At 60.1% G+C, this 23,908-nt stretch carries 10 protein-coding genes and 1 pseudogene; 4 read left to right on the top strand and 7 right to left on the bottom strand.

Translation table 11 applies throughout. The features are described from left to right. Positions 1-25: 25 nt before the first annotated feature. Positions 26-1,264 carry a glycosyltransferase family 4 protein gene (locus tag GSQ93_RS31965; protein ID WP_158939944.1) on the bottom strand — a complete coding sequence of 413 codons (1,239 nt, stop codon included), beginning with the start codon at positions 1,262-1,264 and terminating at the stop codon, positions 26-28. 392 nt (positions 1,265-1,656) lie between these two features. On the opposite strand from GSQ93_RS31965, the gene GSQ93_RS31960 reads away from it, so the two are divergent. The 3 genes from GSQ93_RS31960 to GSQ93_RS31950 all read left to right on the top strand — a co-directional run bounded on the left by GSQ93_RS31960 (position 1,657) and on the right by GSQ93_RS31950 (position 15,090). After that, the gene (locus GSQ93_RS31960; protein WP_158939943.1) at positions 1,657-2,367 is read left to right on the top strand and encodes a 4'-phosphopantetheinyl transferase superfamily protein; all 711 of its coding nucleotides are present in this window, start codon (positions 1,657-1,659) and stop codon (positions 2,365-2,367) included. Between the two features lie 501 nt (positions 2,368-2,868). Beyond that, positions 2,869-12,759 (top strand): non-ribosomal peptide synthetase/type I polyketide synthase, encoded by a 9,891-nt coding sequence (locus tag GSQ93_RS31955; RefSeq protein ID WP_158939942.1) that lies wholly within the window; start codon positions 2,869-2,871, stop codon positions 12,757-12,759. A gap of 3 nt (positions 12,760-12,762) precedes the next feature. Next, positions 12,763-15,090: a condensation domain-containing protein gene (locus GSQ93_RS31950; RefSeq protein ID WP_158939941.1), complete on the top strand. Its 2,328-nt coding sequence runs from the start codon at positions 12,763-12,765 to the stop codon at positions 15,088-15,090. 224 nt (positions 15,091-15,314) lie between these two features. Here GSQ93_RS31950 and GSQ93_RS31945 read toward each other — a convergent pair whose 3' ends face one another. Further along, positions 15,315-16,205 (bottom strand): hypothetical protein, encoded by an 891-nt coding sequence (locus GSQ93_RS31945; RefSeq protein WP_158939940.1) that lies wholly within the window; start codon positions 16,203-16,205, stop codon positions 15,315-15,317. Between the two features lie 70 nt (positions 16,206-16,275). Next, positions 16,276-17,286 carry a cupin-like domain-containing protein gene (locus GSQ93_RS31940; RefSeq protein ID WP_158939939.1) on the bottom strand — a complete coding sequence of 337 codons (1,011 nt, stop codon included), beginning with the start codon at positions 17,284-17,286 and terminating at the stop codon, positions 16,276-16,278. A gap of 1,063 nt (positions 17,287-18,349) precedes the next feature. On the opposite strand from GSQ93_RS31940, the gene GSQ93_RS31935 reads away from it, so the two are divergent. Further along, positions 18,350-19,324 (top strand): acyltransferase family protein, encoded by a 975-nt coding sequence (locus GSQ93_RS31935; RefSeq protein ID WP_158939938.1) that lies wholly within the window; start codon positions 18,350-18,352, stop codon positions 19,322-19,324. Between the two features lie 250 nt (positions 19,325-19,574). On the opposite strand, the gene GSQ93_RS31930 is transcribed toward GSQ93_RS31935, so the two are convergent. From GSQ93_RS31930 to GSQ93_RS38420, 4 genes and pseudogenes are all read right to left on the bottom strand, one after another. After that, the gene (locus tag GSQ93_RS31930) at positions 19,575-20,714 is read right to left on the bottom strand and encodes an SGNH/GDSL hydrolase family protein (protein ID WP_158939937.1); all 1,140 of its coding nucleotides are present in this window, start codon (positions 20,712-20,714) and stop codon (positions 19,575-19,577) included. A 495-nt stretch (positions 20,715-21,209) separates the two neighbouring features. Further along, entirely contained in the window at positions 21,210-22,850 is a 1,641-nt protein-coding gene (gene groL, locus GSQ93_RS31925; protein WP_158939936.1) for a chaperonin GroEL, read from the bottom strand. 109 nt (positions 22,851-22,959) lie between these two features. Further along, positions 22,960-23,250 (bottom strand): co-chaperone GroES, encoded by a 291-nt coding sequence (locus tag GSQ93_RS31920; RefSeq protein ID WP_031362728.1) that lies wholly within the window; start codon positions 23,248-23,250, stop codon positions 22,960-22,962. A gap of 438 nt (positions 23,251-23,688) precedes the next feature. Then, positions 23,689-23,908: pseudogene (locus GSQ93_RS38420) on the bottom strand (hypothetical protein); the annotation flags it as partial.

Raw genomic sequence — 23,908 nt, 5'->3', positions numbered from 1 at the left:
CACCAACGAAAGACTTTGATGCGCACTATGGCGTGACTTTCTGCTGCGCTGCAGCAATGCTATACGGCCGCGCTTTCAGCGCATTTTTATACACTTCGAGATAAGCCTCGACCATGGCCTTCGGACTAAAGGTCTCGGCATAGTCGCGCAAACGCCGTGGTGTCTGGGGATCTTTCAATAGCCGGACAGCCTCGTGGATCTTGTCGATCACCGTATGCGGCTGATCGATGTCGAAGATCAGGTTCGAGTTCGGCTCGATCACTTCGGGGATGCCGCCGGTGTTCGCGCCAACGACGGGAACACCGTGCGAATAAGCCTCGACCGTGACACGGCCAAACGGCTCGTTCCATTTCGACGGCACAACAAGAATGTCGATGCTCTGAAGGAATTGCGCTGGCACGACATGGCCGACGAAGTCGATGCGCGGGTCGTTATAAGTGCTCTTCAGCGTGGCAAGGTAGGCTGCATCACCGGTGCCGGCAATCGACAACGTCCACTTCAGCGACGAGTCGCGGGACAACTGGTCGAGAAGCACTTCTATGCCTTTCTCCGGCGATACCCGGCCAAGCACGCCGAGTCGAACAACGCCTTCCCGGATCACATTCGACGCCACCGGCGGCGCTTCGCTCGGCATCGGAAGATAGCAGTCGTTGATGACTCCCGTTGTGGAGGCGCTCGCGAAGTACCCGCTGTCGATATGCTTCTGCAACACGAACCGGCTCACGCCAATAACGGCATCGACACGCTGTGACGCGGTTCTTTTCGGTCCGGTATAGCGCGCGCAGACTCCGCACTGCCGTTCGCATGATTTGTTATGCGACAGCATCTTCGATGACGGGCACATCAGGTAGTAGTCGCGCGCGGTGTGAACAATCGGCACGCCGGCTTGCTTCGATAAACGCCAGATGCCGATGGAAAGGCATGCCAGATTACTCGTACTCACGATATCCGGCTTTTCCCTCTGAATGATTTTTTTTAATTTAAGTGCCATAAGAACGTTATGGACATCGACCGCATGCCAGATCATCTTCATGATCCGCGAGTGCTTGTTTGAATTATGGGGCCAATAAAAATTATTAAGGCGCAGACGATAAATCTTCACGCCGTTCAGTTCGCTTACACGGTCAACGCCCGTACCCGTTGCGCACACGACGCACACTTCAGCGCCTGACGCGACTAAGCCCTCCGCAAGTATTTGCGTGGATACTTCCGCCCCCCCCACCATGTCGGGGCTGTATAAGGTATTGGCTATCAATATTTTCATTCGCTTTTACGCTCGTTTGTGGATCGAATTCGGACAACGTGCGCCGTCACAGCCATTCGTCACCACATTATTAGACTGCTCCGCGCAGGACGGCACTGTTCGATGGCCCACATGCGAACTGCCGCAGCCCTGATCGCTGATCAGCCTTGACGATATAAACGTTCTGGGCCGCCAGAAATTCCCCTCCGGATTACGAATTGTTGTCTAGCCGATAACTCCACTGTTTATAACTATCCTAAGCCGATCGCGCAGTGACGCCTATACGTTTATGTACGCAGGAATCGCTGTCGACAGCAGCGGTTCCGGCACAGCACGGCCCTCCCGGTTTTCGATGCCGCGAGTCGATCCTGTAGAATCAGGAAGCCCCGCCACCAGCCGCACCCAGGCATTTAATGTCCTTTTCTTTTCTCTCACCGCCCTCTGCGCACGAAGTGCATGTCTCGCAGTGGGATCTCGATGCCGGTAACGGCGATTTTGATCGGTACTGGGAAACGCTATCGACACAAGAACGAGAGCGCGCCGACAAATTCCGCTTCGAACGGCATCGACGTCGCTTCGTGGCAGGACGAGGCGAACTCAGGCGGCTCCTCAGCCGCTATCTGGGGTTATCGCCGGGGGAAGTCGCCCTTGGTTATGGTTCGGATGGCAAACCTTTCTGCACGATCCAGCCTCCTGGACGCAACATCTGCTTCAACCTCAGCCACAGCGAGAATGCGGCGGCGCTCGCTATCTCGAGTGGTTTCGAGGTCGGCATCGACATAGAAAAAGTCCGCCCGATCGAAGAAGGTATGCCAATCCAGGTGTTCTCCATTCAGGAACGCGCGCAATTCGCCGCGTTGCCGGAGGGAGAACGACAAGAAGTCTTCTTTGAAACCTGGGCGCGCAAAGAAGCTTGCTTGAAAGCGCTCGGCACCGGCTTTATCTTGCCCCCCACCCATTTCGAGTTCGATCTTTCCATTCGCGGTGACACGACGCCTCGGCTCGTCGGTGGTGAAGCGGAGGAAGCAAGCCATTGGCGCATTTGCGCCCTGTCATCCAGTCCGAACTGCGCGGGAGCGGTAGCAGCCCGACGCATGGACTGGTCAATTGTCGAGATGACCTGACGCACTGCGTCTGCACCAGAGAACTAGAGAATCACGGCCCCCCGGCGAAAAACCAGGACGGGCGAATTCTCATCAACTCTCATTATTCTCGTCCAATGCGGGACCAAAACCGATCAGCCTGCCGCGGTTGCATTGCGCGTAATACCTGACGCCTATGGCTATAGCTATGCCTATGGTTTACCCATCCCCTCAAAGCAACTCGCGTTAAGCGAACGTTGCGCTGCACCACTTGCGTCCCATTCAGCGCCTTAACTCCCGCCCGCTATTCAGGGTGATGTGTTGTTGCATCGTTGGTGTGTGCGACGACGAACGGATAGTTATGTCCCAGGCGATTAACTTTCACTTACGGCAAATTTCACGTTCGAGGGACGGGTCAGGTGCGCACAGCCTCGTGCTGTTTGCACCTCCCGTGAGCGGCCGCTGGTATGTGTGCTCGCTGCGCGCTTATCGCCGGGCAAGCTCAATACAAGGCCTACATTCTAAAATATTGGAGAGCAGCACATGTCACACAGAGATGGATATCTAGCCGATTTGCCGAGCGGGCCAGGTCATATACCTGGTGTGGCAGTGCGCTTTGATGCCGCATGTGCGGCATTTCGCAATCATCTAGCTGTGATCGACACAACGGGCGAAGAAAGTTATGCCGCCCTGGGCGAACGTTCGGCCCGTCTTGCAACCGTCCTGAGCGGCATGGGACTGGAGCAAGGCGACCGCTGCGCCATCATGGTTCCGCGCAGCCGCGACACGCTGGCTTTGATCCTCGCGATCCTGCGCCTGGGCGCCGTCTATGTACCGCTGGATCCGGCCTATCCCCGCGCACAGCTCGATTTCATCGTGGCCGATTGCTTGCCCAAGCTGATCATCGCCGAAGCGGCTGCGCTCGCCAGCGTTGGCGAGCTCAATGGCGTGGTCGTCGATCTGGCCGATATCGTGGCGTCGTCGGTGGCTGCCGAGCCCGCTGCGCTCAAGGCATGCGGTGGTGACGACCCTGCCTACATCATGTACACCTCCGGCTCGACCGGCAAACCGAAGGGTGTCGTGGTGCCGCATCGCGCGATTCTGCGCCTGGTGGATGGCCAGACCTTCGCTGACCTGTCGCCCCAGACGCGGTTCCTCAATCTGGCTCCCCTCGCCTTCGATGCAAGTACGCTGGAAATCTGGGGCCCGCTGCTGAATGGTGGCTGCGCTGCCATCATCAACGAGGTCCAGCCTTCGCTCGACACAGTCGCGTCCGAAATTGCGCGGCTCGGCGTCACGAGCGCCTGGTTCACGGCCGGCCTTTTCAATGCGCTCGCCGACTATCGGCTGGAAGCCTTTGTGCCGCTCAAAGAAGTCCTGACCGGCGGGGACGTGCTGTCGCCCGTCCATGTTCGCAAGGTCATGGAAGCCCACGCCGGGCTGCAGATCATCAACGGCTACGGCCCGACCGAGAACACGACCTTCTCCTGCTGCTACCGCATTCCGCGCGACGGCGACGCCCTGGCGAACGGCGATGCCATTCCCATCGGCGACGCCATCGCGGGCACGGCCGTTTATATCGTGGACGACAAGCTCGTCCCTGTTGGCGAAGGAGAAGTCGGTGAGCTGGTGGTGGGCGGTGATGGCGTGGCGCTTGGCTATCTGAATCGTGCCGAACTGACGGCGGAGAAGTTCGTCGATGACGTGTTTGTCCCCGGCGGCAAGCTTTACCGTACCGGTGACCTGGTCCGCCGGCGCCCGGACGGCGCCATTGATTTCCTGGGCCGCAACGATCGTCAGATCAAGATTGCCGGCAAGCGGATTGAGCTCGATGAAATCGAACATGCGTTGCGTGCGGCTCCCGGTGTCGCCGATGCAGCCGTAGCAGCGTTCGATGGCCGCAGGGGCAAGGCCATCGCCGGCTTTGTGAAGGCCGATGCAGCGGCCCCCGCTGTCTTGCACGACGCAATACGCGCTTATCTCAAGGCTGCCTTGCCCGATTACATGATGCCGACGGAGTTGCGTATCCTCCCGGCGTTTCCGCTGACGCCGAATGGCAAGGTCGATCGCAAAGCCCTGCTTGCGGGGCTCGATACACCCGCCGCCGCAGTGGCCGCACCCGAACCGATGGACGACGATATTGCCGGGAAGCTGGCGGCAGTGTTCGAAGAACTCCTCGGCAGCCCGGTCGATCGCCGCTCGAATTTCTTTGACCTTGGACTGCGTTCGCTGGATCTGATGCGGGCGCACGCGATTATCGTGCGTGACGTGGCGGCCAAGGTCGCGCTGGTGGATCTGTTTCGTCATCCTAACGTCGAGGCGCTGGTCACGCATCTGCGCAGCTCGCTGGAAACAGCGAACGAAGGTTCAATCCGTCCGCGCCGGGACACGCAAGGCGGCGCTGTTGCCGTCATCGGCATGTCCGGACGGTTTCCGGGTGCGCGCAATGTCTCCGAACTCTGGGCCAACATCCTCGCGGGTCGCGACTGCATCACGCATTTCGACGTCGCGGAACTGGAAGACAGTTTCGACGACAGCGCTCGCCGCGAAGAGCGTTACGTCAAGGCGCGGCCGATCCTTGCGGACGTCGACCGCTTCGATGCCGGCTTTTTCGGCATGCTGGCGCGCGAAGCGGCGCTGACCGATCCGCAACAACGCCTGTTCCTCGAGATCGCGTGGGAAGCGTTCGAAGATGCCGGATACGATCCGGCGACGATCGCTGGCGCCGTCGGCGTGTTCGCCGGCACCTCGATGAATACCTACTTCCTCAAGCATGTGCTGTCGGATCGCGGGGTCATCGACGAATTCACGAGCCAGTTCCAGATCGGCGAATATCAAAAGCTGGTCGGCGCCGGTGATTTCGTCGCCACCCGCACCGCGTACAAGCTCGGTCTCACAGGCCCCGCCATGTCGGTACAGACGGCATGCTCGACGTCGCTGACGGCGATTAGCCTGGCAGTAGAAAACCTTCGGTCGGGACGCTGCGAGATGGCGCTGGCCGGTGGCGTGTCGGTCACGTTCCCGCAGAAGCGCGGCTATTTCTACGAAGAAGGCGGGATGGGTGCACCCGATGGTGTTTGCCGCCCGTTCGATGCAAACGCCAGCGGCACGATATTTGGTAGCGGCGCCGGCGTTGTCCTGCTGAAACGTCTCGAGGACGCCATCGCCGACAAGGATCCGATCTATGCCGTGATCCGCGGTGTTGGCATCAACAACGACGGTTCCGACAAGGTCGGTTTCACCGCTCCCAGCGTCGATGCGCAGGCCCGCGCCATCGCCATCGCGCACGCCGAGGCTGGCGTCGATCCGGCCTCCATCGGTTACATCGAAGCGCATGGTACGGCCACGCCGCTTGGAGACCCCATTGAATTCGCCGGCCTCGTGCAGGCGTTCCGCCTGGGCGGCGTCGAGGGCGGCCAGTTCTGTGCCCTCGGTTCGGCGAAGGCCAATGTCGGACACCTCGATGCGGCCGCCGGCGTGACGGGTTTCATCGCGGCGTCGCTCGCGCTGCGCGACCGCGTCTTGCCGCCGCTGCTGCATTTCAATTCGCCTAACCCGGCTATCGACTCGGCTAGCAGCCCGTTCTTCTTCAACGGCTCTGCGAGTCCCTGGGCGGATGGCCCGACACCGCGTCGCGCCGGCGTGAGTTCCTTTGGCGTCGGCGGTACGAACGTCCATGTGGTGCTGGAAGAAGCGCCCTACCGTGTCGACGCCGCATGTGAGTCGCAAGAAACGCCGTCTGAGCAGATGCAAATACTGCCGCTGTCAGCAAGAAGCCCGGCAGCGCTCGAGCGCGCCAAGGCCAATCTTGCCGGTCATCTGGCCGCCCATTCCGGCCTCTCCCTCGCCGATGTGGCCGCGACGCTGCAAACGGGCCGCCGCTCTTTCACCCACCGCGCCGTGGTCATCGCCGATAGCCTCGATCAGGCCCAGGCGAAGCTGCAAAAGGGAGCCATTGAAGCCCAGGCTCCCCAGGCCGCGCCCGCGGTGGTCTTCATGTTCCCAGGCCAAGGCGCGCAGTACCCGGGCATGGGCGCAGCGCTTTATCGTACCGAGCCGGTCTACCGCGAGTGGATCGACAAAGGCGCCGAGGCGCTGGCGCCGCACGTTGGACTGGATATCCGGACCCTGCTGTTGAGTGAAGCCCCGGAAGGCGACGACACGCCGCACCCGATCCGCTCGACGATCTACGCGCAACCGGCCCTGTTCCTGGTCGAATATGCGCTGGCGCAACTGTGGATCTCGCGCGGCATCAAGCCGACGGCCATGATCGGCCATAGCGTAGGCGAACTGGTTGCAGCGTGCGTAGCCGAGGCGATCAGCTTCGAGGATGCGTTGACCCTGATCGCTCAGCGTGGCGCGCTCATGCAATCGGCCGAACCGGGCGCGATGCTGGTCGTGCGCCTGTCCGAAGCCGATCTCCTGCGCATCCTGCCCGACGATGTCGACCTGGCCGCGGTCAACGCGCCGTCGCTCAGCGTAGTGGCGGGTCCGTTCGCGGCCATCGAAGCTTTCGAGGCGACGCTGAAGGCGAAGGATATCGAGCATCGGCGTCTGCATACCTCGCATGCCTTCCACTCGCGCATGATGTCCGGTGTGGTGGAAGACTTGGCCAAGCTCGCCGATACCCTCACGTTCGCCCGGCCGAAGATCCCGTACGTGTCCTCGGTGACCGGGCAGTGGGCGGCAATGGATCAACCGGTGCCGGGACTTTACTGGGCCAGTCATTGCCGTAACGTGGTGCGTTTCAACGACGCGCTGACCACGGTGACGGCAGAAGGCAAGCCGCTTTTCCTCGAGATTGGTCCGGGCCGGACGCTGTCGACCTTTGTGATGCAAGGGTTGCCCAAGGACCGCCATTCGGGCGCGATTGCCTCCCTGCCTGATTTCGCCCTGCGCGACCGGGAGCTTTCCGTCCTCGCCGAGGCAACCGGCCGGCTGTGGCTGAACGGAGTGACGCCGAACTGGCAAACCGTCCAGTCCGCAGCTGCGCGCCGTGTTTCGCTGCCGGCCTATTCGTTCGAACCGGAACGGCATTGGATTGACGCTCCTGCACCTGTTTCTTCAAACCCCACGACCACGGCCGCCGCGGCTATTGCCATTGCCGCCCCCGCTTCGTCCGACGTTATAACCGACACTCCCAAGACCGCCATGACACAAGCCGTCCAAATTGATCGCACCCCGCGCCTCATTGCCGAACTGGCGACACTTCTGACCGAGATGTCGGGCGAAGCGCCGGATACGTCCAATCCGGACGTGACCTTCTGGGATCTCGGTTACGACTCCCTGTTCATGGGACAAGTGTCCCGCCAGCTTCGCCGCCGCTACGACGTCACGATCAGCTTCCGGCAGATCATGAGCGACTACCCGACGCTGCCCGCCCTCGCGCAGTTCCTCGATGGCGCTTTGCCGGCTGATCCGGCACCGGAAGCTGCGCCGGCCGCAGTCGCAGTCGTGGCCGCAGCTGCGCCGGCCGCTGTTGCGGGCATGGCCGCTCCCGTCATGGGCGCTGGCCCGGCCACGGGCGACATTCAATCGGTGATCCGCGACCAGCTCGCTGCCATGCAGTCCCTGATGGAGCGTCAGCTGCAAATGTTCCACGGTGCGCCGGCGGCGGCTCAGCAGCCCGCAGCGGCAATCCAGGCCCCAGCTCTGACCGCCGCGCTCAAGCCGGTTGCCGCAGCCGTGTCGTCCGCCGTTCCCGCGATCAACTTCGAGGAGAACCGCCCGTCGCGCTTTACCGCCTACAAGCCCGGCGCTTCGAGCTCGACGCAGATCACCAGTGTCCAGACGGCGTTCATCGCCGATCTGTCGGCTCGCTACTCGGCCAGGACCGCCGCCTCCAAGTCGCGTACGCAATCGTATCGTGCCGTGCTCGCCGATCCGCGTACCGCCAGCGGCTTCACCGAAGACTGGAAGGAGCTGGTCTATCCGATCGTCGCCCAGCGTTCCAAGGGTTCGAAGATCTGGGATATCGACGGCAATGAATATGTCGATGTGGTCAATGGCTACGGCCAGACCGCGTTTGGCCATACGCCGGACTTCGTGGTGGAAGCCGTGAACGCGCAGATGGCGGAAGGCTTTGCCATCGGACCGCAGTCCCCGCTCGCGGGCGAAGTCGCCCAGATGTTCGCCGATATGACCGGGCATCAGCGCGTCACCTTCTGCAATACCGGTTCGGAAGCCGTGATGGCAGCAATGCGCCTCGCGCGCACCGTGACAGGCAAGGACAAGGTCGTCTGCTTCGACGGCGACTATCACGGCCAGTTCGACGAAGTCCTGGTCAAGCCGGGCAGCGAAGCGGGCGTCCCGCGTGCTTTCCCGCTCGCACCCGGCATCCCGAAGAACTCCGTCGGCAACATGGTCGTACTGCCCTACGCCCGGGCCGAAAGCCTCGAGTGGATCAAGGCGAATATTGACGATATCGCCGCTGTGCTGATTGAGCCGGTGCAGTCGCGCCATCCGAATCTGCGGCCGAAGGAATTCGTGCAGCAGTTGCGCGATGTCACCGCGGCCAACGAGTCTGCGCTGATCGTCGACGAGGTCGTAACGGGCTTTCGCGTCCATCAGGCCGGCATGCAAGGCTATTGGGGCATCAAGGGCGACATGGCGACCTACGGCAAGGTGGTCGGCGGTGGTTTGCCCGTCGGCGTGCTCGCCGGCACCGCGCAGTACATGGATGCGCTCGACGGCGGCCAGTGGCAATTCGGCGACGCGTCGGTTCCCGAAGTCCCGCCGACCTTCTTTGCCGGCACGTTCGTGCGCCATCCGGTCGTATTGGCAGCGATGAAAGCCGTCCTCCTGCACCTCAAGGAAGCCGGCCCGGCGCTGCAGGAAAACCTCGGCGTCCGCATGAACGGCCTCGTGCAGCGCATCAATGCTCATCTGGAAAAAGTCGGCATTGCAGCACGCGCAGAATCGTTCTCGAGCTGGTTCTATGTCAGCTTCACGGGCGAAGACCGCTTGGGCAGCCTGTTCTATCCGTACATGCGTTACCTCGGCATCCACATCATGGAAGGCTTCCCCTGCTTTCTGACGACCAGCCATTCGGATGAAGACATCCTGCGGATCGGCGATGCCTTTATCGAAAGTATTGACGCGCTCCAGGCCGTCGGCATTCTTGGCGGCAACAAGGACGCTCTGCTGGTGACGGCGCCGGCCGAACCGAAGCCGCTCACCGAGTCTCCGCTCACCGAGCCGCAGAAAGAAATCTGGATGTCGGCTCAACTGGGCAACGAAGCATCGCTGGTGTTCAACGAGTCCTTCACCCTTGAGCTCACGGGCCACTTCAACGAGGCCGCTTTCGAACGCGCCTTCGCAGCGACAATTGCTCGTCACGATGCGTTGCGCGCTCGTTTCTCGCGCTCTGGCGACAAGATGTTCGCCGATGCGGCGACCACCGTTCCGTTGGAAAAATTCGACCTGTCCGGTCACGCCGATGCAGCCGGCGAACTGCAGACCTTCATCGATGCAGAAGCGCGTGAAGTCTTCGATCTCACGCGTGCTCCGCTGGTCAGCGCCGCACTGGTCCGTATGGAAGCGCAGAAGTGGGCGTTCGTATTCACCGCCCATCACATTGTCTGCGACGGCTGGTCGATCAACATCGTCCTGCGCGATCTGGGCGCCCTCTACGCGGCCGAGATGTCGGGCAGCAAGGCTGAACTCGACGAAGTGCAGAGCTTCCTCGCTTTCGCCAAGGCGCAGGATGAGGCGGGTATCGACGCAGAAACGCGCGACTTCTGGCTGAACCTGCATCGCGATCCCGCTCCGCAACTCGATCTGCCCGGCGACCGTCCGCGCCCCGAGATGAAGAGCTTCCGTGGCGCCTCGACGACACGCCATATTGGCGCGCCGCTTCTCAAGCAGGTGAAGACCGCTTCATCGAAGCAAGGCTGCTCGCTGTTTGCGACCTTGCTGGGCGCCTCTCAAGTGCTGTTTGGCCGTCTCTCCGGTAATGACGATGTCGTGATCGCAGCCCCGATGGCAGGCCAGTCTCAGGCCGGCGATGCGCTGCTGGTCGGGCACTGCGTCAACTTCCTGCCGCTGCGCGTCAAGTTCGACCGCGAGAAGCCTTTCGCCGCGCACATGAAAGCAGTGCGGGACCACGTGTTCGACGCAGGTGATCGCCAAAACTACACCTACGGTGCACTCGTGCGTGACCTCGGTATCAAGCGCGACTTCAACCGCCTTCCGCTGACGGAACTGCAATTCAATCTGGAAAAGGTCGACGAGCAACTCGACATGGCCGGCGTGGCCACGCACTTCACACCGAACGCGAAGGCTTACAGCAACTTTGATCTGTTCCTGAACGTCATCGAATCGGTAGAAGGCCTTCGCATGGATTGCGATTACAACACCGACGTCTACGACGAAGCGACTGTGCAGCGTTGGCTCGGTTACTACGAGACCTTGCTCGCAGGCATCGCCCAGAATCCGGAAACGGCGATCGCGGCATTGCCTCTGCTGAACGAAAGCGAGATTCACCATCTTCGCGACGAACTGAACGCGACGCAGCGTGACTTCGACCTGACGCAGACGACCCCGGCGATGATCGCAGCGCAGGCCCACCAAACCCCCGATACGACGGCCGTGTCGGACGAGAAGGAAAGCCTGGCCTATGTCGAGCTGGATGCACGCGCCAACCAGATCGCCCGCAGGCTCGTAGCGGCTGGTATCGCACCGCGCGGACGTATTGCCATCGCGATGGATCGCACGGCCATGACCGTGGCTGCCATGATTGGCGTGTGGCGCGCCGGTTGCGCCTATGTGCCCCTCGACATGACCATGCCGCCTGCACGGCTGCGCCAGATCCTCGATGGTGCCGGCATCGCCGCCATCCTCAGCGATGCTGATAGCCGCACGGTGCTGGAAGCGGGTGACCATCGCGTGCTGGAACTGGAAGCGCTGCTTGCTGAAAGCGAAAGCGACGACGAAGACGTGACGCTGCCGGTCGTGTCGGACAAAGATTCAGCCTACGTGATCTTCACTTCAGGTTCGACGGGCAAGCCGAAGGGCGTGGAGATTGGCCATCGCGCGCTGAGCAACTTCCTGTTGTCGATGGCGCAAGCGCCGGGCTTTGATGCGCGAGACCGCATTGTCGCGGTCACCACGTTCTCCTTCGATATCTCCGGTCTCGAGCTGTTCCTGCCGCTGATCGTGGGTGGGCAGACGTTCATCGCAGGCCATACAGAAGTGCGCACCGGCTACGAGCTGGTGACCCGGCTGAAGGACGAAGGCGCCACCGTTTTGCAGGCGACGCCATCGCTCTGGAGCATGTTGCTCGAAGCCGGCTTCAAGGTACCGAAGGGCTTCAAGATCCTGTGCGGCGGTGAGCCGTTGCCGCGCGACCTCGCCGACAAGCTGCTGGCGACCGGCGCTGAGGTGTGGAACCTCTACGGCCCGACCGAAACAACGATCTGGTCGTCTGCATCGCGTGTTGTTGCTGACGGGTCGATCGTGCTTGGCGCCCCGCTCGCCAATACCGACCTACATGTGCTGACCGACGACCTGCATCTGGCGCCGGAAGGTGTGAGCGGCGAACTGTGGATTGGTGGCGAGGGCCTGGCAAAGGGCTATTTTGACCGCCCCGATCTCACCGATGCCGCCTTCACGCAGGTTGCTATCGAAGGCGCTGCACCGCGCCGGCTGTACCGCACTGGCGACCTTGCCAAGCGGCTTGCCGATGGCTCGCTCCTGCACCTCGGCCGTCGCGACCAGCAGATCAAGCTGCGCGGCTTCCGCATCGAGATCGAGGATATCGAGGCTGCCTTGCGCAAGGCGCCTGGCGTGGCCGCGGCTGCTGTTGCCTTGCGTACCGTGAACGACAGTCCTCGCCTTGTGGGCTACATCGTCGAGGCTGCCGCCGATAAAACCGACCTGGCAACGGTCGCGGCGCATGTTGCCGAGCAACTTCCGGCGTATATGGTGCCGAGCCTGTGGATGACACTCGACACGCTGCCCCAGACCGGCAATGGCAAGCTCGACCGTAAGGCCCTGCCCCTGCCGACGCCGGACATGGTGGCCACGCCTGCCCGTCAGCCTGCGGCGCTCAAGGTGGTTCCGGCCGCCCCGGCGCCAGTTGAATCAGGCGCCACGCTGATCGAAGTGCCGGCCATGCCGGCCCAGCCGGCCGCAATGACGCCGACGCAGGCCAGCATTGCTGCGATCTGGGCGGAAGTGCTCGGCCTCCAGCATGTCGGCGTCGACCAGCCGTTCTTCAGCCTCGGCGCTGACAGCCTTCAGCTGTTCCGCATCGTTGCACGGATGAACGAGCGCGGACTGGGTGTGGATGCCCGTCAACTGATGAAGAACGTCACGATCGCTCAAGTGGCGGCGAGCATTGACAGCACGCAGACAACCGAGTTGATTGAAGCTAATGCCGTGGCCCGGCCATCGATTCTCAACTTCAAGCGCAGACACGCAGAGGGAGTCTAAGTCATGAACGCGATAGCCTTGAGTATCGCCCCTGCTGTCGAGATTGAAGCCGGCTACGCGCTGTTCCCGGCGACCGCTTGCCAGGTACGGTTCTGGCATGAGCAGAAGGCGTCGCCGCAGGCCTCCGCGCTCAACATCGCCTTCCGGCTGCAATTGTCGGGGCCGCTGAAAGCCGGGAGCATCGAACAGGTGCTTGGCGAACTGGTCGCGCGGCACGAGATCCTGCGTACCGGCTTCGTGGTGACGGGTGCAGGGCTGCGTCAGCAGGTCTGGAGCCATGCGCCCTTCCGGCTTGACGTGGTCGATCTCACCGGGTTGGAGGAACAGGCCAGCCTTGCGGAGGCCGAGCGTGTCGGTGGACAGCAGGCCCGCACGCCCTTCGAATTGTCGTCGCCGTCGTTCTTCCGGGCCGTGTGGTTGCCCAGGTCGATGACGCAGGGTGAATTGCAGCTGACCTTCCATTCGCTTGTCATGGATGGCTGGTCCTTCGCAATCCTCGTGCGTGAACTCGTGGAAGGACTGGCCGCGGTACATGCCGGCCATGATCCCGAATTCCCCGATGTCGACCTTCACCATGGCGACTATGCGCTGTGGAAGGAAGAGTTCCATGCCAGCGGTGCGCTCGATCGCGCTCGCGCGCATTGGCGCCAGGAGCTTCAGGATTTCAGCCGTTTTGATGTCCCCGGCGATCGTCTCCGGCCGCAGCAGCGGCGCTTTCAGGGCGCCATTCGTTCCATCCTGTTGCCCGGCGCGCTGAGCGACCGCCTGATCGCGGCTGCCAAGGCGCAAGGTGTCACCCCGTTCAGCGTGGCCGTTGCCGGCCTTGCAATGGCGCTGCAACCGGCCGCCGGCCAAACCCGGGTCGCCATCGCCACCCAGATGTCGGTGCGGGATCAGCAGGAACTCGAGGGCGTGGTCGGACCGCTGATCAACACGGTGATCCTTCGCCTCGACGTTCCTGCAAACAGCACCGTTGGCTCCGTCACGGCGCAATGTGGCGCCAAGCTGAGCGATGCTATCGAACATCTGCACTTGCCGTTCGAAGAGATGATGACGATGGCCGGCGAGGTTGCCGATGTGGACCGCCCGCCGCTCTGCTCGGTCAATTTCGCCCTGCAGCAAAGCTTCGTCGGCCTCGGCGATGAAGTTCGCCGGCTGGATTTCGCGGCAACGACCTCGCCGTCCTTCAACGCAGGCGCGCTCTACGACCTCAGCTTCTTCATGGTGCGGCGCCCGGAAGGCTGGCGCATCTCCTGTGAAGGCGACACGGACCTCTATGACGTCGAGACGATCGACGGGTATCTGGCCAAGTGGCGCGAGATGCTGGAGATGGTTGAGATTGAAGCGAGACAACCGGTGGCCCCCGCTTCCGGGAAAGAGACGCTCACCGTCGCGGGAGGCGTCGGTCTCAGCGGCTTCATGAGTCAAGCCGAGCTGGAGGCGAAAGCACGCAATATCGTGCGATTCAACGAGGATGCGCCAGGAACGCCCATCATCGTGCTCAACAACACGGCCGTGCTCTACGAACTGGCGCAGCAAGTCGGCAATCGGCCCATTATCGACATCCCGATGATTCCGGAAGGCGAGCCGCGCGAGTTCCCGCAGCGTGCCTTCCAGGATATCGCCGCGGATGCCGTGCGGCTGATCAGGCTGGCCCGGCCCAAAGGCCCCTATATCCTCATGGGGCTCTGCGTGCTCGGCGCGATGTGCCTGGAGGCCGCCCATCAGTTGCGGCGCGAAGGTGAAACGGTGGAACTCGTCATCTTCAACGATTCCTGGTGCCCGGGTTATCGCGAGATGATGTCTTGGCGCGATAAACAGTTGCGCAAGCTCCAGGTGCGTGCGGACAACATTCCGCGCGACTTCCGCAAGGCGATGCGGGGCGAGACATCCATGGTCGCGTTCCTCAATCAGTATCGGATCGTTCGTTCGCTCGGCATTGCAACGCTTGCGCTCAAGCTCGGGTTGATCAAGGGAAGTGCTTCTGAGCATTTGATTGCCGAGAATCGCTGGTACATCGAATATCTGCTGGCTCAGCAGGCGCGGTATCGTCCGGCTGTTTATGACGGCGAGATCCAGATCTTCCGCAGTGCCCAGGTGCTCAACGGGCGCCTGTTCCCCCGCGACCTGGGATGGGGCGAGCTGGTTACCGGCAAACTGGTAGTCACCGATGTTCCGGGCCTGCACGACCAGATTTTCCGCCCGGCCGGCACTGCTGTTATCGGCAAGCAACTGCGTGAGCGCCTGGAGGGAGTCGGGGCTGACAGGGTTGAAACCAGTCTTGGCGAGCAGGACGCCCCAGCGGCATTCCTGAGCCACGCCGGGGCTTGACGTCGCTTAATGTGGACGTCTGCCGGATCGCGAGCGGGTTTCGCAATCCGGCTCCGATTGCTTTCGCGCATCGATGAGACGGCGAGCGCAGCGTGGCTGTGCGCGGTGCGCTGGAGCAGCCCTGGCTACTTGAGATAGACGCGAGCATTGAGCCGCTGGCGATCGCTGGGGATGGCTGCGGCTGGCTGCGGCTCGCGCCAACCATCCTCTCGCAGGGAGCTAGCTCAGCGGATCCGTTCAAGATTGCGAACGATACGCCTGCGGACGGGAACAACGACTTTCATCACCGATGACTTCGCGTTATCGGTACCCGGGCTCGCGCCGGGCGACTGGGGATGCACACCGAGTTTGCGCAGATAGTGATTGGCCGCAAAGATACGGCCACGGGCGCGGGTCGCGTCGGTCTCGTAGACGAACGCATAGGAGACGCTGCGTTCCGCGCCGGTTTGAACCCAATGGGGCGAGTCCTGCGGCTGATGAAAGCCACTGCCGGGCACAAGATCGAAGACATGTTCGAGGGTCTTGTCGCGCGTGGCCAGATCCAGCTGGCCGATCTCGGTTTTGCCCTCCACGTAGAAATCCTCGAGCTCGTTTTCCCGAACGGCACTGGGAGAATATACGTGGTAGTGCTTATTGCCCTCGATCTGGAAGAAATGATTGATTTCCGGATCGAAATGGAACGGCGTGGTCGAGGAGGCAGCGCTGACGAAGATGGCCGATTCGCGCCGTACGATCTTTTCACCATTGAGACCGCCGCGCAATTCGATCACTTTTTCGAACAGCGCGTCCAACAGTTCTCGAAAGGCGGCGTCATAATTTTCGGGCCGCTTCAAAAGCAAGCGCATCGGCCCTAAGGAAAACTGAGCAAACGCCTCATCCGGCGTCAACGTCTTCGCTTTGACATCAAAGAATTTAGTCCCCGGCGTGGGAGCCGAATGGGAGACGTAATAATCATTGGGTTTCTCACCATACTTCTTCGCCAACTCCGCCAATCCCTGCGGCTGGAACATCGGCAACCGATGCAGATAGTGCTCGAAACTGAACGGTGTCGTGTTGAAGTCGGTCGTGTAGACGACTTGATCAACGCTTAGCAGGGCATTGGCAGAAGGTATCATGGTTGAAAATTCCAACTGTGTGAGACAACGTCGCTAACGCGACAGGAACCGATATCCAAGGCTAGTCAGGTCAGCGCCTGACTAGCCGCCGAACCGCGTTCACGGGTACTTTCAATCTGTTCACTGGCGTGTGGACGACTTCCGAAAAGGTCGTTGGATTGCGGTGTTCCAGCGTCGAGATAACCGTCCACTTCAAGCTGTCGCGCAATGGTGAAAGCCCTGGCGGCATAGGCTTTAGACCCATCCTGCGCAGAAAGTAGTTGGCCTGATAAACCCTCGCGCGTTTCTCGAGACACTTCATGCAGTAGTTGATGCTGATACTCACCGAGATATTGTCGCCGTTCTTTACCCAGTGCGGCGCGAGTGATGGGTGATGCACCACTTCGCCCGGGGCAAGCCGGAAGACAGTCCCGCGATCCTGCATTTCCTGCCGATAAAGCACGGCATCGAAGTCGCCGCTATAGTAATTTTCGACCTCTTGATCAGGCACTAGGACACGATCGGTCGCAGGGAAAAGACATACGTCCTTCGAGCCCTGCACCTGGAAGAGAAAGTTGGTTTCGTGATCAAGATGGAAGGGTGTTGCGATATTCGGCGACGAGAGTATCAGCGTCATCGTTACCCAGGTCATGTCCTTGCGCAACGGGAAGCCCGACAGACTCTCAAGCTCAGATGTAATTCTGTCTAGCACTTGCGCATACTCAGAGTCGTAACCCTGGACCCGAACTAGCTTGATCCATGTGCCGTTTTCGCCAAGATGGGAAACCGTCTCATCCAGCCGTTCGCTCTCCGGCATGGCACTCAACCTTGCATCTACATAGCTATCACCAAACTTCGTACCTACGGAGCCATGCTTGAAGTTAAGCGCACAGTAATTATCATTTTTCTCGATCATCCGCTTGGCGAGTTCGACGATTCTAGGGATCTCGAACAAGCCACTGCGATGCAACGTATGATTGAATTTGAATGGATGCAGATTGAAATTGCTTTTGAATTCCTTACTGCAAGCCTGAAGAATGTCGTCTGTGGGCAGTTGGGTTGATGTACCAGCCAACGCGGTACCATCGATAGGCACAAACATGACGCACCTTCATGAGTTTCAGGACGTTATTTGTAGGCTACTCCCGCGCTTATGGGCCACTGTGCGTTGACGAACATCCAATTCCATTTTGAGCTTACCCGGAATCGCCCCTTTTCCGCCGACGCGTCATGCCTGCGGATATCGGCTTTCTGCGCGCCACGTAGCAGTCCCCAAAGGGTTCATGACGGGCACATTCGTTGATGGCAAAACGCTTACGGATGTAAGGTGCGCTGGCGCGCATGGGCATCGATGTGGGATGCGCCACGATGGGAAACGGGGCCATCGAACCGGCAGAGCTTCACCTCAAACGGCTGTACGACTCGATGCACGCGGCCCTGCTATCACAGCCCAGATTCGCGGCGACGAGACTGCGGTGCGGGCTCTCAAGGAAGACGGCAAGAACGAACAGATCATGTCATAAATTGACATACTCAGGAATACGAAGTATTTGGATTGGCCTGTGACTCTATTCGAGTATCAACCAAAGCGAGCTCAGGAACATCCACACCTGTTTCTCGCCGGCTATGCGGACACGCTGATGGTCAATGGCTAAAGTGCGTATGGAAAAGGGCGTGACGAATTGCGCAAGGTCTTGCCCCACAGCTTGATTCGCAAGGCCATTAACCACACCTGCAACCAGTGAACCTACATGCCGCATCACGTCGCAGAAAGTGCCCTGCCTCCTAGACAACAACGTCATTTTCAAATGCGACATTCGTCCTTTTAAAACCGCCACAAAGACATGGATTCTTAATGATCCAATTCGTCTCGCTTGCATCCAGTTGATTAACTCGAAGCGTCGCTGAGATTTAACGCGTACGTGCGCCATAGAACGGAACCAGCCCTCTAGGCACTCTATCTTTCGTTAGCCGCGAAACTGTCCGCGCGCCTGCATTCCAGCATGTCCTTGAGCATTTTCTTTGCACGCTGAAGCCGCAATATGCGGCCGCTCCTCATGACGCCCCTCGCGTCGGTGATCGCGCGCGCCTGGAAGCTGGAGCAGAGCGAGTAGACGCGTCTGCCCACGCGTCAATAAGCCAATAGATATCAGGAGCACACCTACATGCGTAACACCTTCCTTGACTGTACACGCGGCCTGGGGATCTGCCTTGTCGTCTTTGGACATGTGCAGCGCGGCTTGTCCGATGCGCATCTGTTGCCGGCGAACTATCCGGTCACGCAGATCGATTTCACGCTCTACACGTTCCATATGCCGCTGTTTTTTCTGCTCGCGGGGCTCTACGTCTGGCCGGCCCTCGAGAAAGGCCGCGGCTCGTTCATCGGCTCGAAGTTCATGACGATCGTCGTGCCATATTTCGTTTGGTCGATCATCCAAGGCGGCGTACAGATCGCGATGGCCCATTCGACCAATCACCCACTCTCATTGTCCGACTGGCCGAAGCTCTTCTATGCGCCGCTCGGCCAGTTCTGGTTCCTCTATGCATTGATGATCTGGCAAATAGTCGCGTTTGCCTGCGGCCGACGCGGTCCGGCGCTCATGGTGGTCGCGATCCTGGCGCTCGCATTCAGCACTGCGCTGCCAGACTCCATTCTCTCGACCACCATGAAAATGGGCATTTTCTTCGCAGCGGGCGCGGCGATCGGACCGGGACTTGAGCGGCACGTCGCGTCGTTCGCGCACTGGAAATCATTCCTTGTCTGTTGCGGCGCATTCGGCCTGGCGGTTCATGCAATTTGGAACGTAGCGCCCGTCTATTCGTGGCAAGCGCTGCCGGCTGCAATCTTCGGCATGGGAATAATCATGATCGTCTGCTACCGGGCGAACCAGATGCTGGCAAAAGCGCCGCTCGTGCTATGCGGACAACGTTCGATGCACATCTATGTGATGCACATCATGGCCGCGGCCGGGATTCGGATCGTGTTGACGAAAGCCGGTGTCGACAACGGTTACGCGTTGTTATTGATTGGAACGGCGGCTGGCATCGTGCTGCCGCTCGGCGTTTCGCACGCGCTACAAAGAGCTGGCAGCCTGGTTCGGGGCACACTGCCCGCTACGCGAACGGGAATGCAAAGTTGAATGCGTGGCGTACCGAAACGTCACCGGCCTGATTGGTAGCGTCGTACGGCTACCGGGCCAACTTGATGAAGCCGATGTCTGCGGGTTGGACACTTGGGCTCGCGTCACCCATTTGGGCAAGCGAGCCATTACCCGTACCACCGCCTTGGGTCCAGCGGCGATCAATGCCTCGGCATGATCGCCGCTATGCTGACGCAAACGCAAATGCAAACGCAGATACACGCACACGCCACTCGCGATGTCAGCGATGCTAAGGATTGTGTGATGACGGGGCTGATCGCGCGCTTGCAGCAAAGCATGGCTGCAGGAATTCGATGACTTCGGCATCTGTAATTGGTTTGAAATGCAATCCGAATGCGGCGTTCAGCGACATGACAAGATGCTGCGCCCAGAGGGTGTTCCAGACTACGCCGGCATGACCGTCGGCGAGCACAGCGTTGTGCGGATCGTCGCCCGATGTATTGGTGATTGCCCATCCAGGCGACAGATGAGCCGTCTTGTAAAGAGGGCGGCCCTGGTCGTCACGCTTGCCCCACAGGCTCCTGAACCAGGCACGATCATCAAGGAAGGCAACGTGGCGATTCTCCCCGGCAAGCTTGCGCAAGCCATTGTCGAAGAGATCCATGCCGGCGTCGATGTTGGCTATCTCCCCGGCTGATTGCCACTTGTTGAAGTCAACCGACCAATCCGCATTGTTGAGCACACCTACCAATGCAATATTCGTATCCGGGTGCTGTTTGCGGATCAGGGCGACCGCCTCGCCAATTGCGCCAATACACGCGTTGATCAAGGCCGCGGGACGCGACGCAGCCGGGTCCCGGGACAACGCGTCAAGGACGTCTTCTCCGCCGATATCGTTGACACCGATCCGGATCAGCACAATGCCGTCTCGCCAGGCTTGCGGCTCTGTGTTCATCAGGTCAACCAGACGGATCGCCTGTCGAAGCGGATGTCCCATCAACTGGCTGCAGGTCGCGCCGCTGACGGCAAAGTTGTAGCGATAGTCGTCTTTGCGAGGCGTCCGGGCGAGAAGACCAAAAGCTTCGTCAAAATACGCGCGATAGTAGCCGGTTCCCCAAGCGCCCCATTCGCCGGGGTTGATTTGGTCGCCTCTCAGTCGGGCCAGGACCTCGGTCCACTGCCATGTGGTCGCGCGAAAGGGTCCTCCTCGCAAGCTCGGATCTGCCAATGTAAGGTTGTCGTGGAAAGACTGGCTGTCGGAATCCCCGAGCACTGCAAATCGTATGCTGCCCGATGGCGCCGATCCGGCGGCGACTGCGGCAGGCGCGCGGCGGAACGGGTAAGGCAGCGCCAGCCTGACATAAATCAGACTCGCTACGGTCAGTACACCGCAGAACGCGACCACTAAAACTCTACGAAAACGGGACATAGCCCTGCCACCCTATCCAATCAGATCCGAAATGTATGGCGTGCAAATCAGCTGCGCTACCCGAGCCCCAGGTTCTCAATAACAATCTCGGCCGCTCAAGCCGGTTAAAGCTCATCTGTGCACTTTCATACCGTGAGTGTACGGTTTCGCTTTTCCTGGAACCTCGACAACGGTTGCCGCAAATAACGTACAACCTATGATGCACGACGATGTAATTCTTGATCGCGAGTATGAGATAGGGAACGAGCTAGCGCATCATCGCATCAATGATACGTTGGCTGAGCTTGCCACACGCCGACAGAAGTCCGCGAACGTGCCGTCTCTTTGAGTTTTGTACAGTGGTGTCACGGCAAGAATATAAAGCGCTTTGCGCGTGCGCCCAGCCGGCCACACGCGAAAAAAACCCGCATCGTTGCCGATGCGGGTTTTTTCTTTGGCAAACGCCGGGCTCCCGAAGAAACCCGCGCTGCCCTGTAATTCAGGCTAAGCCCGAAATTACATGTCCATGCCCATACCGCCCATGCCGCCGGGCATACCGCCGCCCATCGGAGCATCGTCCTTCGGCAGTTCCGACACAGCGCAGTCGGTCGTCAGCAGCAGACCTGCCACCGATGCCGCGTTTTGCAGTGCCGTACGCGTCACCTTGGTCGGGTCCACAACACCGGCTTCCACCAGGTCGACGTACTCGCCCGTTTGCGCGTTGTAGCCGAAGTTGCCCGTACCGGCTGCAACTGCTGCCACCACGACGCTGGCTTCTTCGCCACCGTTCGTGACGATCTGGCGAAGCGGCTCTTCCATCGCGCGCAGCACGATCTTGATGCCGGCGTCCTGATCAGCGTTGTCGCCCTTCAGGTCCTTCAGTGCCAGACGAGCGCGGATCAGCGCAACGCCGCCGCCAGCCACGATGCCTTCTTCCACAGCTGCGCGCGTTGCGTGCAGTGCGTCTTCAACACGTGCCTTCTTTTCCTTCATTTCGACTTCGGTCGCAGCGCCAACCTTGATCACTGCAACGCCGCCAGCCAGCTTGGCGACACGTTCTTGCAGCTTTTCACGGTCGTAGTCCGACGTTGCTTCTTCGATTTGCGTGCGAACTTGCTTAACACGCGCTTCGATGTTTGCAGCTTCGCCAGCGCCGTCGATGATCGTGGTGTTTTCCTTCGCCACTTCGATGCGCTTTGCCGAACCCAGCTCAGCCAGCGTAGCCTTTTCCAGCGTCAGGCCGGTTTCTTCAGCAATCACTTGACCACCGGTCAGGATCGCGATGTCTTCCAGCATGGCCTTACGACGATCGCCGAAGCCCGGAGCCTTGACAGCAACAGTCTTCAGGATGCCGCGGATGTTGTTCACAACCAGCGTTGCCAGAGCTTCGCCTTCGACATCTTCAGCGATGATCAGCAGCGGACGGCCAGCCTTCGCAACTTGTTCCAGGATCGGGAGCAGGTCACGAATGTTCGACACCTTCTTGTCGTGCAGCAGCACGAACGGGTTTTCGAGGATGGCGACTTGCTTTTCCGGCGTGTTGATGAAGTACGGCGACAGGTAGCCGCGGTCGAATTGCATACCTTCAACCACGTCCAGCTCGTCTTCCAGCGACTTGCCGTCTTCAACCGTGATCACGCCTTCCTTGCCGACCTTGTCCATTGCTTCAGCAATACGGTCACCAATCGACGTGTCGCTGTTAGCCGAAATCGCGCCAACTTGAGCGATTTCCTTGTTCGTCGTGCAAGGCTTGCTGATCTTGCGCAGTTCTTCGATAGCAGCCGAAACTGCCTTGTCGATACCGCGCTTCAGGTCCATCGGGTTCATGCCCGACGCAACGTACTTCATGCCTTCGCGAACGATCGACTGAGCCAGGACCGTAGCCGTGGTCGTGCCGTCGCCTGCGTTGTCGCTGGTGCGGGAAGCAACTTCCTTCACCATTTGCGCGCCCATGTTCTGCAGGCGGTCTTTCAGTTCGATTTCTTTAGCAACCGAAACACCGTCCTTCGTGACCGTCGGGCCGCCGAAGCTGCGTTCCAGAACGACGTTACGACCCTTCGGGCCCAGCGTGACCTTGACCGCGTTGGCCAGGATGTTCACGCCTTCAACCATCTTTGCACGGGCGATATCGCCAAATACGACTTCTTTAGCTGCCATATTCAAACTCCTTGATTCGTTTCAGTTTTCTGGCTTTCGATCAGGGCGGACGAGAATCGCTTGAGCGGTTCGATCGTCCGGCCGGAAAGCCAAATGGGCTTGAAGGTGATTACTTGACCAGAACGGCCATGATGTCTTCTTCGCGCATCACGAGCAGTTCATTGCCGTCGACCTTGACGGTCTGACCAGCGTATTTACCGAACAGCACGCGGTCGCCCACTTTGACGTCGAGGGCGTTTTGCGTACCCTTGTCATCGCGCTTGCCCGGGCCGACGGCCAGGATTTCGCCTTGATCCGGCTTTTCAGCTGCAGCGTCGGGGATGATGAGGCCCGAGGCAGTCTTGGTTTCCTGATCCAGACGTTTGACGATGACGCGATCGTGCAAAGGACGAAGGTTCATACACACTCCTCTCTTAATGAGACTTAAAGCAACGCGGGAAACCCGTCTGGTGAGCCAAACTCACCGGGCGGAAAACTGTTAGCACTCTCGTGCGGTGAGTGCCAAGTATATGGCACACCGATCGGTAATTTCAAGAAGCGATCGGTGGAGGGAGAGAAATTTGTGTCGCGCCGTGCCAGACCTTGGCCCTCGTGCCAGACGTTGAAACCCGGAGAAGGCGCCGGGCCGGGGGTTCTCGGTCGCAAAAATATTTAAAACCGGTGGCCCGGATTTTTGGGGTCTGATCGAGAGCGCGGCGTTTGGAATTTGCAGGCCCCTTGGAATTAACGGCCTTGCTGACAAGCGAAACTAGGTGAATACCCTTATTTTTTCTGAATACCCGGACGCACGTTGAGCATCTAGCCGGGCGTGGCCAGATACGGCAGAACACCACGCGTATCAGACAGAAATCGCGGGCCGTTCGCGATGTTGGCGACCGAGGTCACGACGCAGGACCTTTTTCGCCATGGTTTTTACAAAGTGCATTGAGCGGTCTGTACGAACGCTAAGCGCGAACCGGCCGAGCGACTCGGTGCTCGACGCACGCCGTTCCGCCGAGGCTGCCTGGATCTTTTCGTAATCGGCGGCCATTTGTTTAAGCGTCACGAATCCGTCGCTA

The sequence above is a fragment of the Burkholderia sp. S171 genome (assembly GCF_009766085.1).
In the GTDB taxonomy this organism is placed as follows: Bacteria; Pseudomonadota; Gammaproteobacteria; order Burkholderiales; family Burkholderiaceae; genus Caballeronia.
This window is presented reverse-complemented; position numbering and strand designations above follow the sequence as displayed.

Bases quoted from the DNA above. Each gene is read 5' to 3' on its own strand.
- GSQ93_RS31935 (WP_158939938.1), top strand. From the start codon at position 18,350: ATGCGTAACACCTTCCTTGACTGTACACGCGGCCTGGGGATCTGCCTT.
- GSQ93_RS31955 (WP_158939942.1), top strand. From the start codon at position 2,869: ATGTCACACAGAGATGGATATCTAGCCGATTTGCCGAGCGGGCCAGGT.
- GSQ93_RS31965 (WP_158939944.1), bottom strand. From the start codon at position 1,264: ATGAAAATATTGATAGCCAATACCTTATACAGCCCCGACATGGTGGGG.
- GSQ93_RS31920 (WP_031362728.1), bottom strand. From the start codon at position 23,250: ATGAACCTTCGTCCTTTGCACGATCGCGTCATCGTCAAACGTCTGGAT.
- GSQ93_RS31940 (WP_158939939.1), bottom strand. From the start codon at position 17,286: ATGTTTGTGCCTATCGATGGTACCGCGTTGGCTGGTACATCAACCCAA.
- GSQ93_RS31960 (WP_158939943.1), top strand. From the start codon at position 1,657: ATGTCCTTTTCTTTTCTCTCACCGCCCTCTGCGCACGAAGTGCATGTC.
- GSQ93_RS31945 (WP_158939940.1), bottom strand. From the start codon at position 16,205: ATGATACCTTCTGCCAATGCCCTGCTAAGCGTTGATCAAGTCGTCTAC.
- GSQ93_RS31950 (WP_158939941.1), top strand. From the start codon at position 12,763: ATGAACGCGATAGCCTTGAGTATCGCCCCTGCTGTCGAGATTGAAGCC.
- GSQ93_RS31930 (WP_158939937.1), bottom strand. From the start codon at position 20,714: ATGTCCCGTTTTCGTAGAGTTTTAGTGGTCGCGTTCTGCGGTGTACTG.
- groL (WP_158939936.1), bottom strand. From the start codon at position 22,850: ATGGCAGCTAAAGAAGTCGTATTTGGCGATATCGCCCGTGCAAAGATG.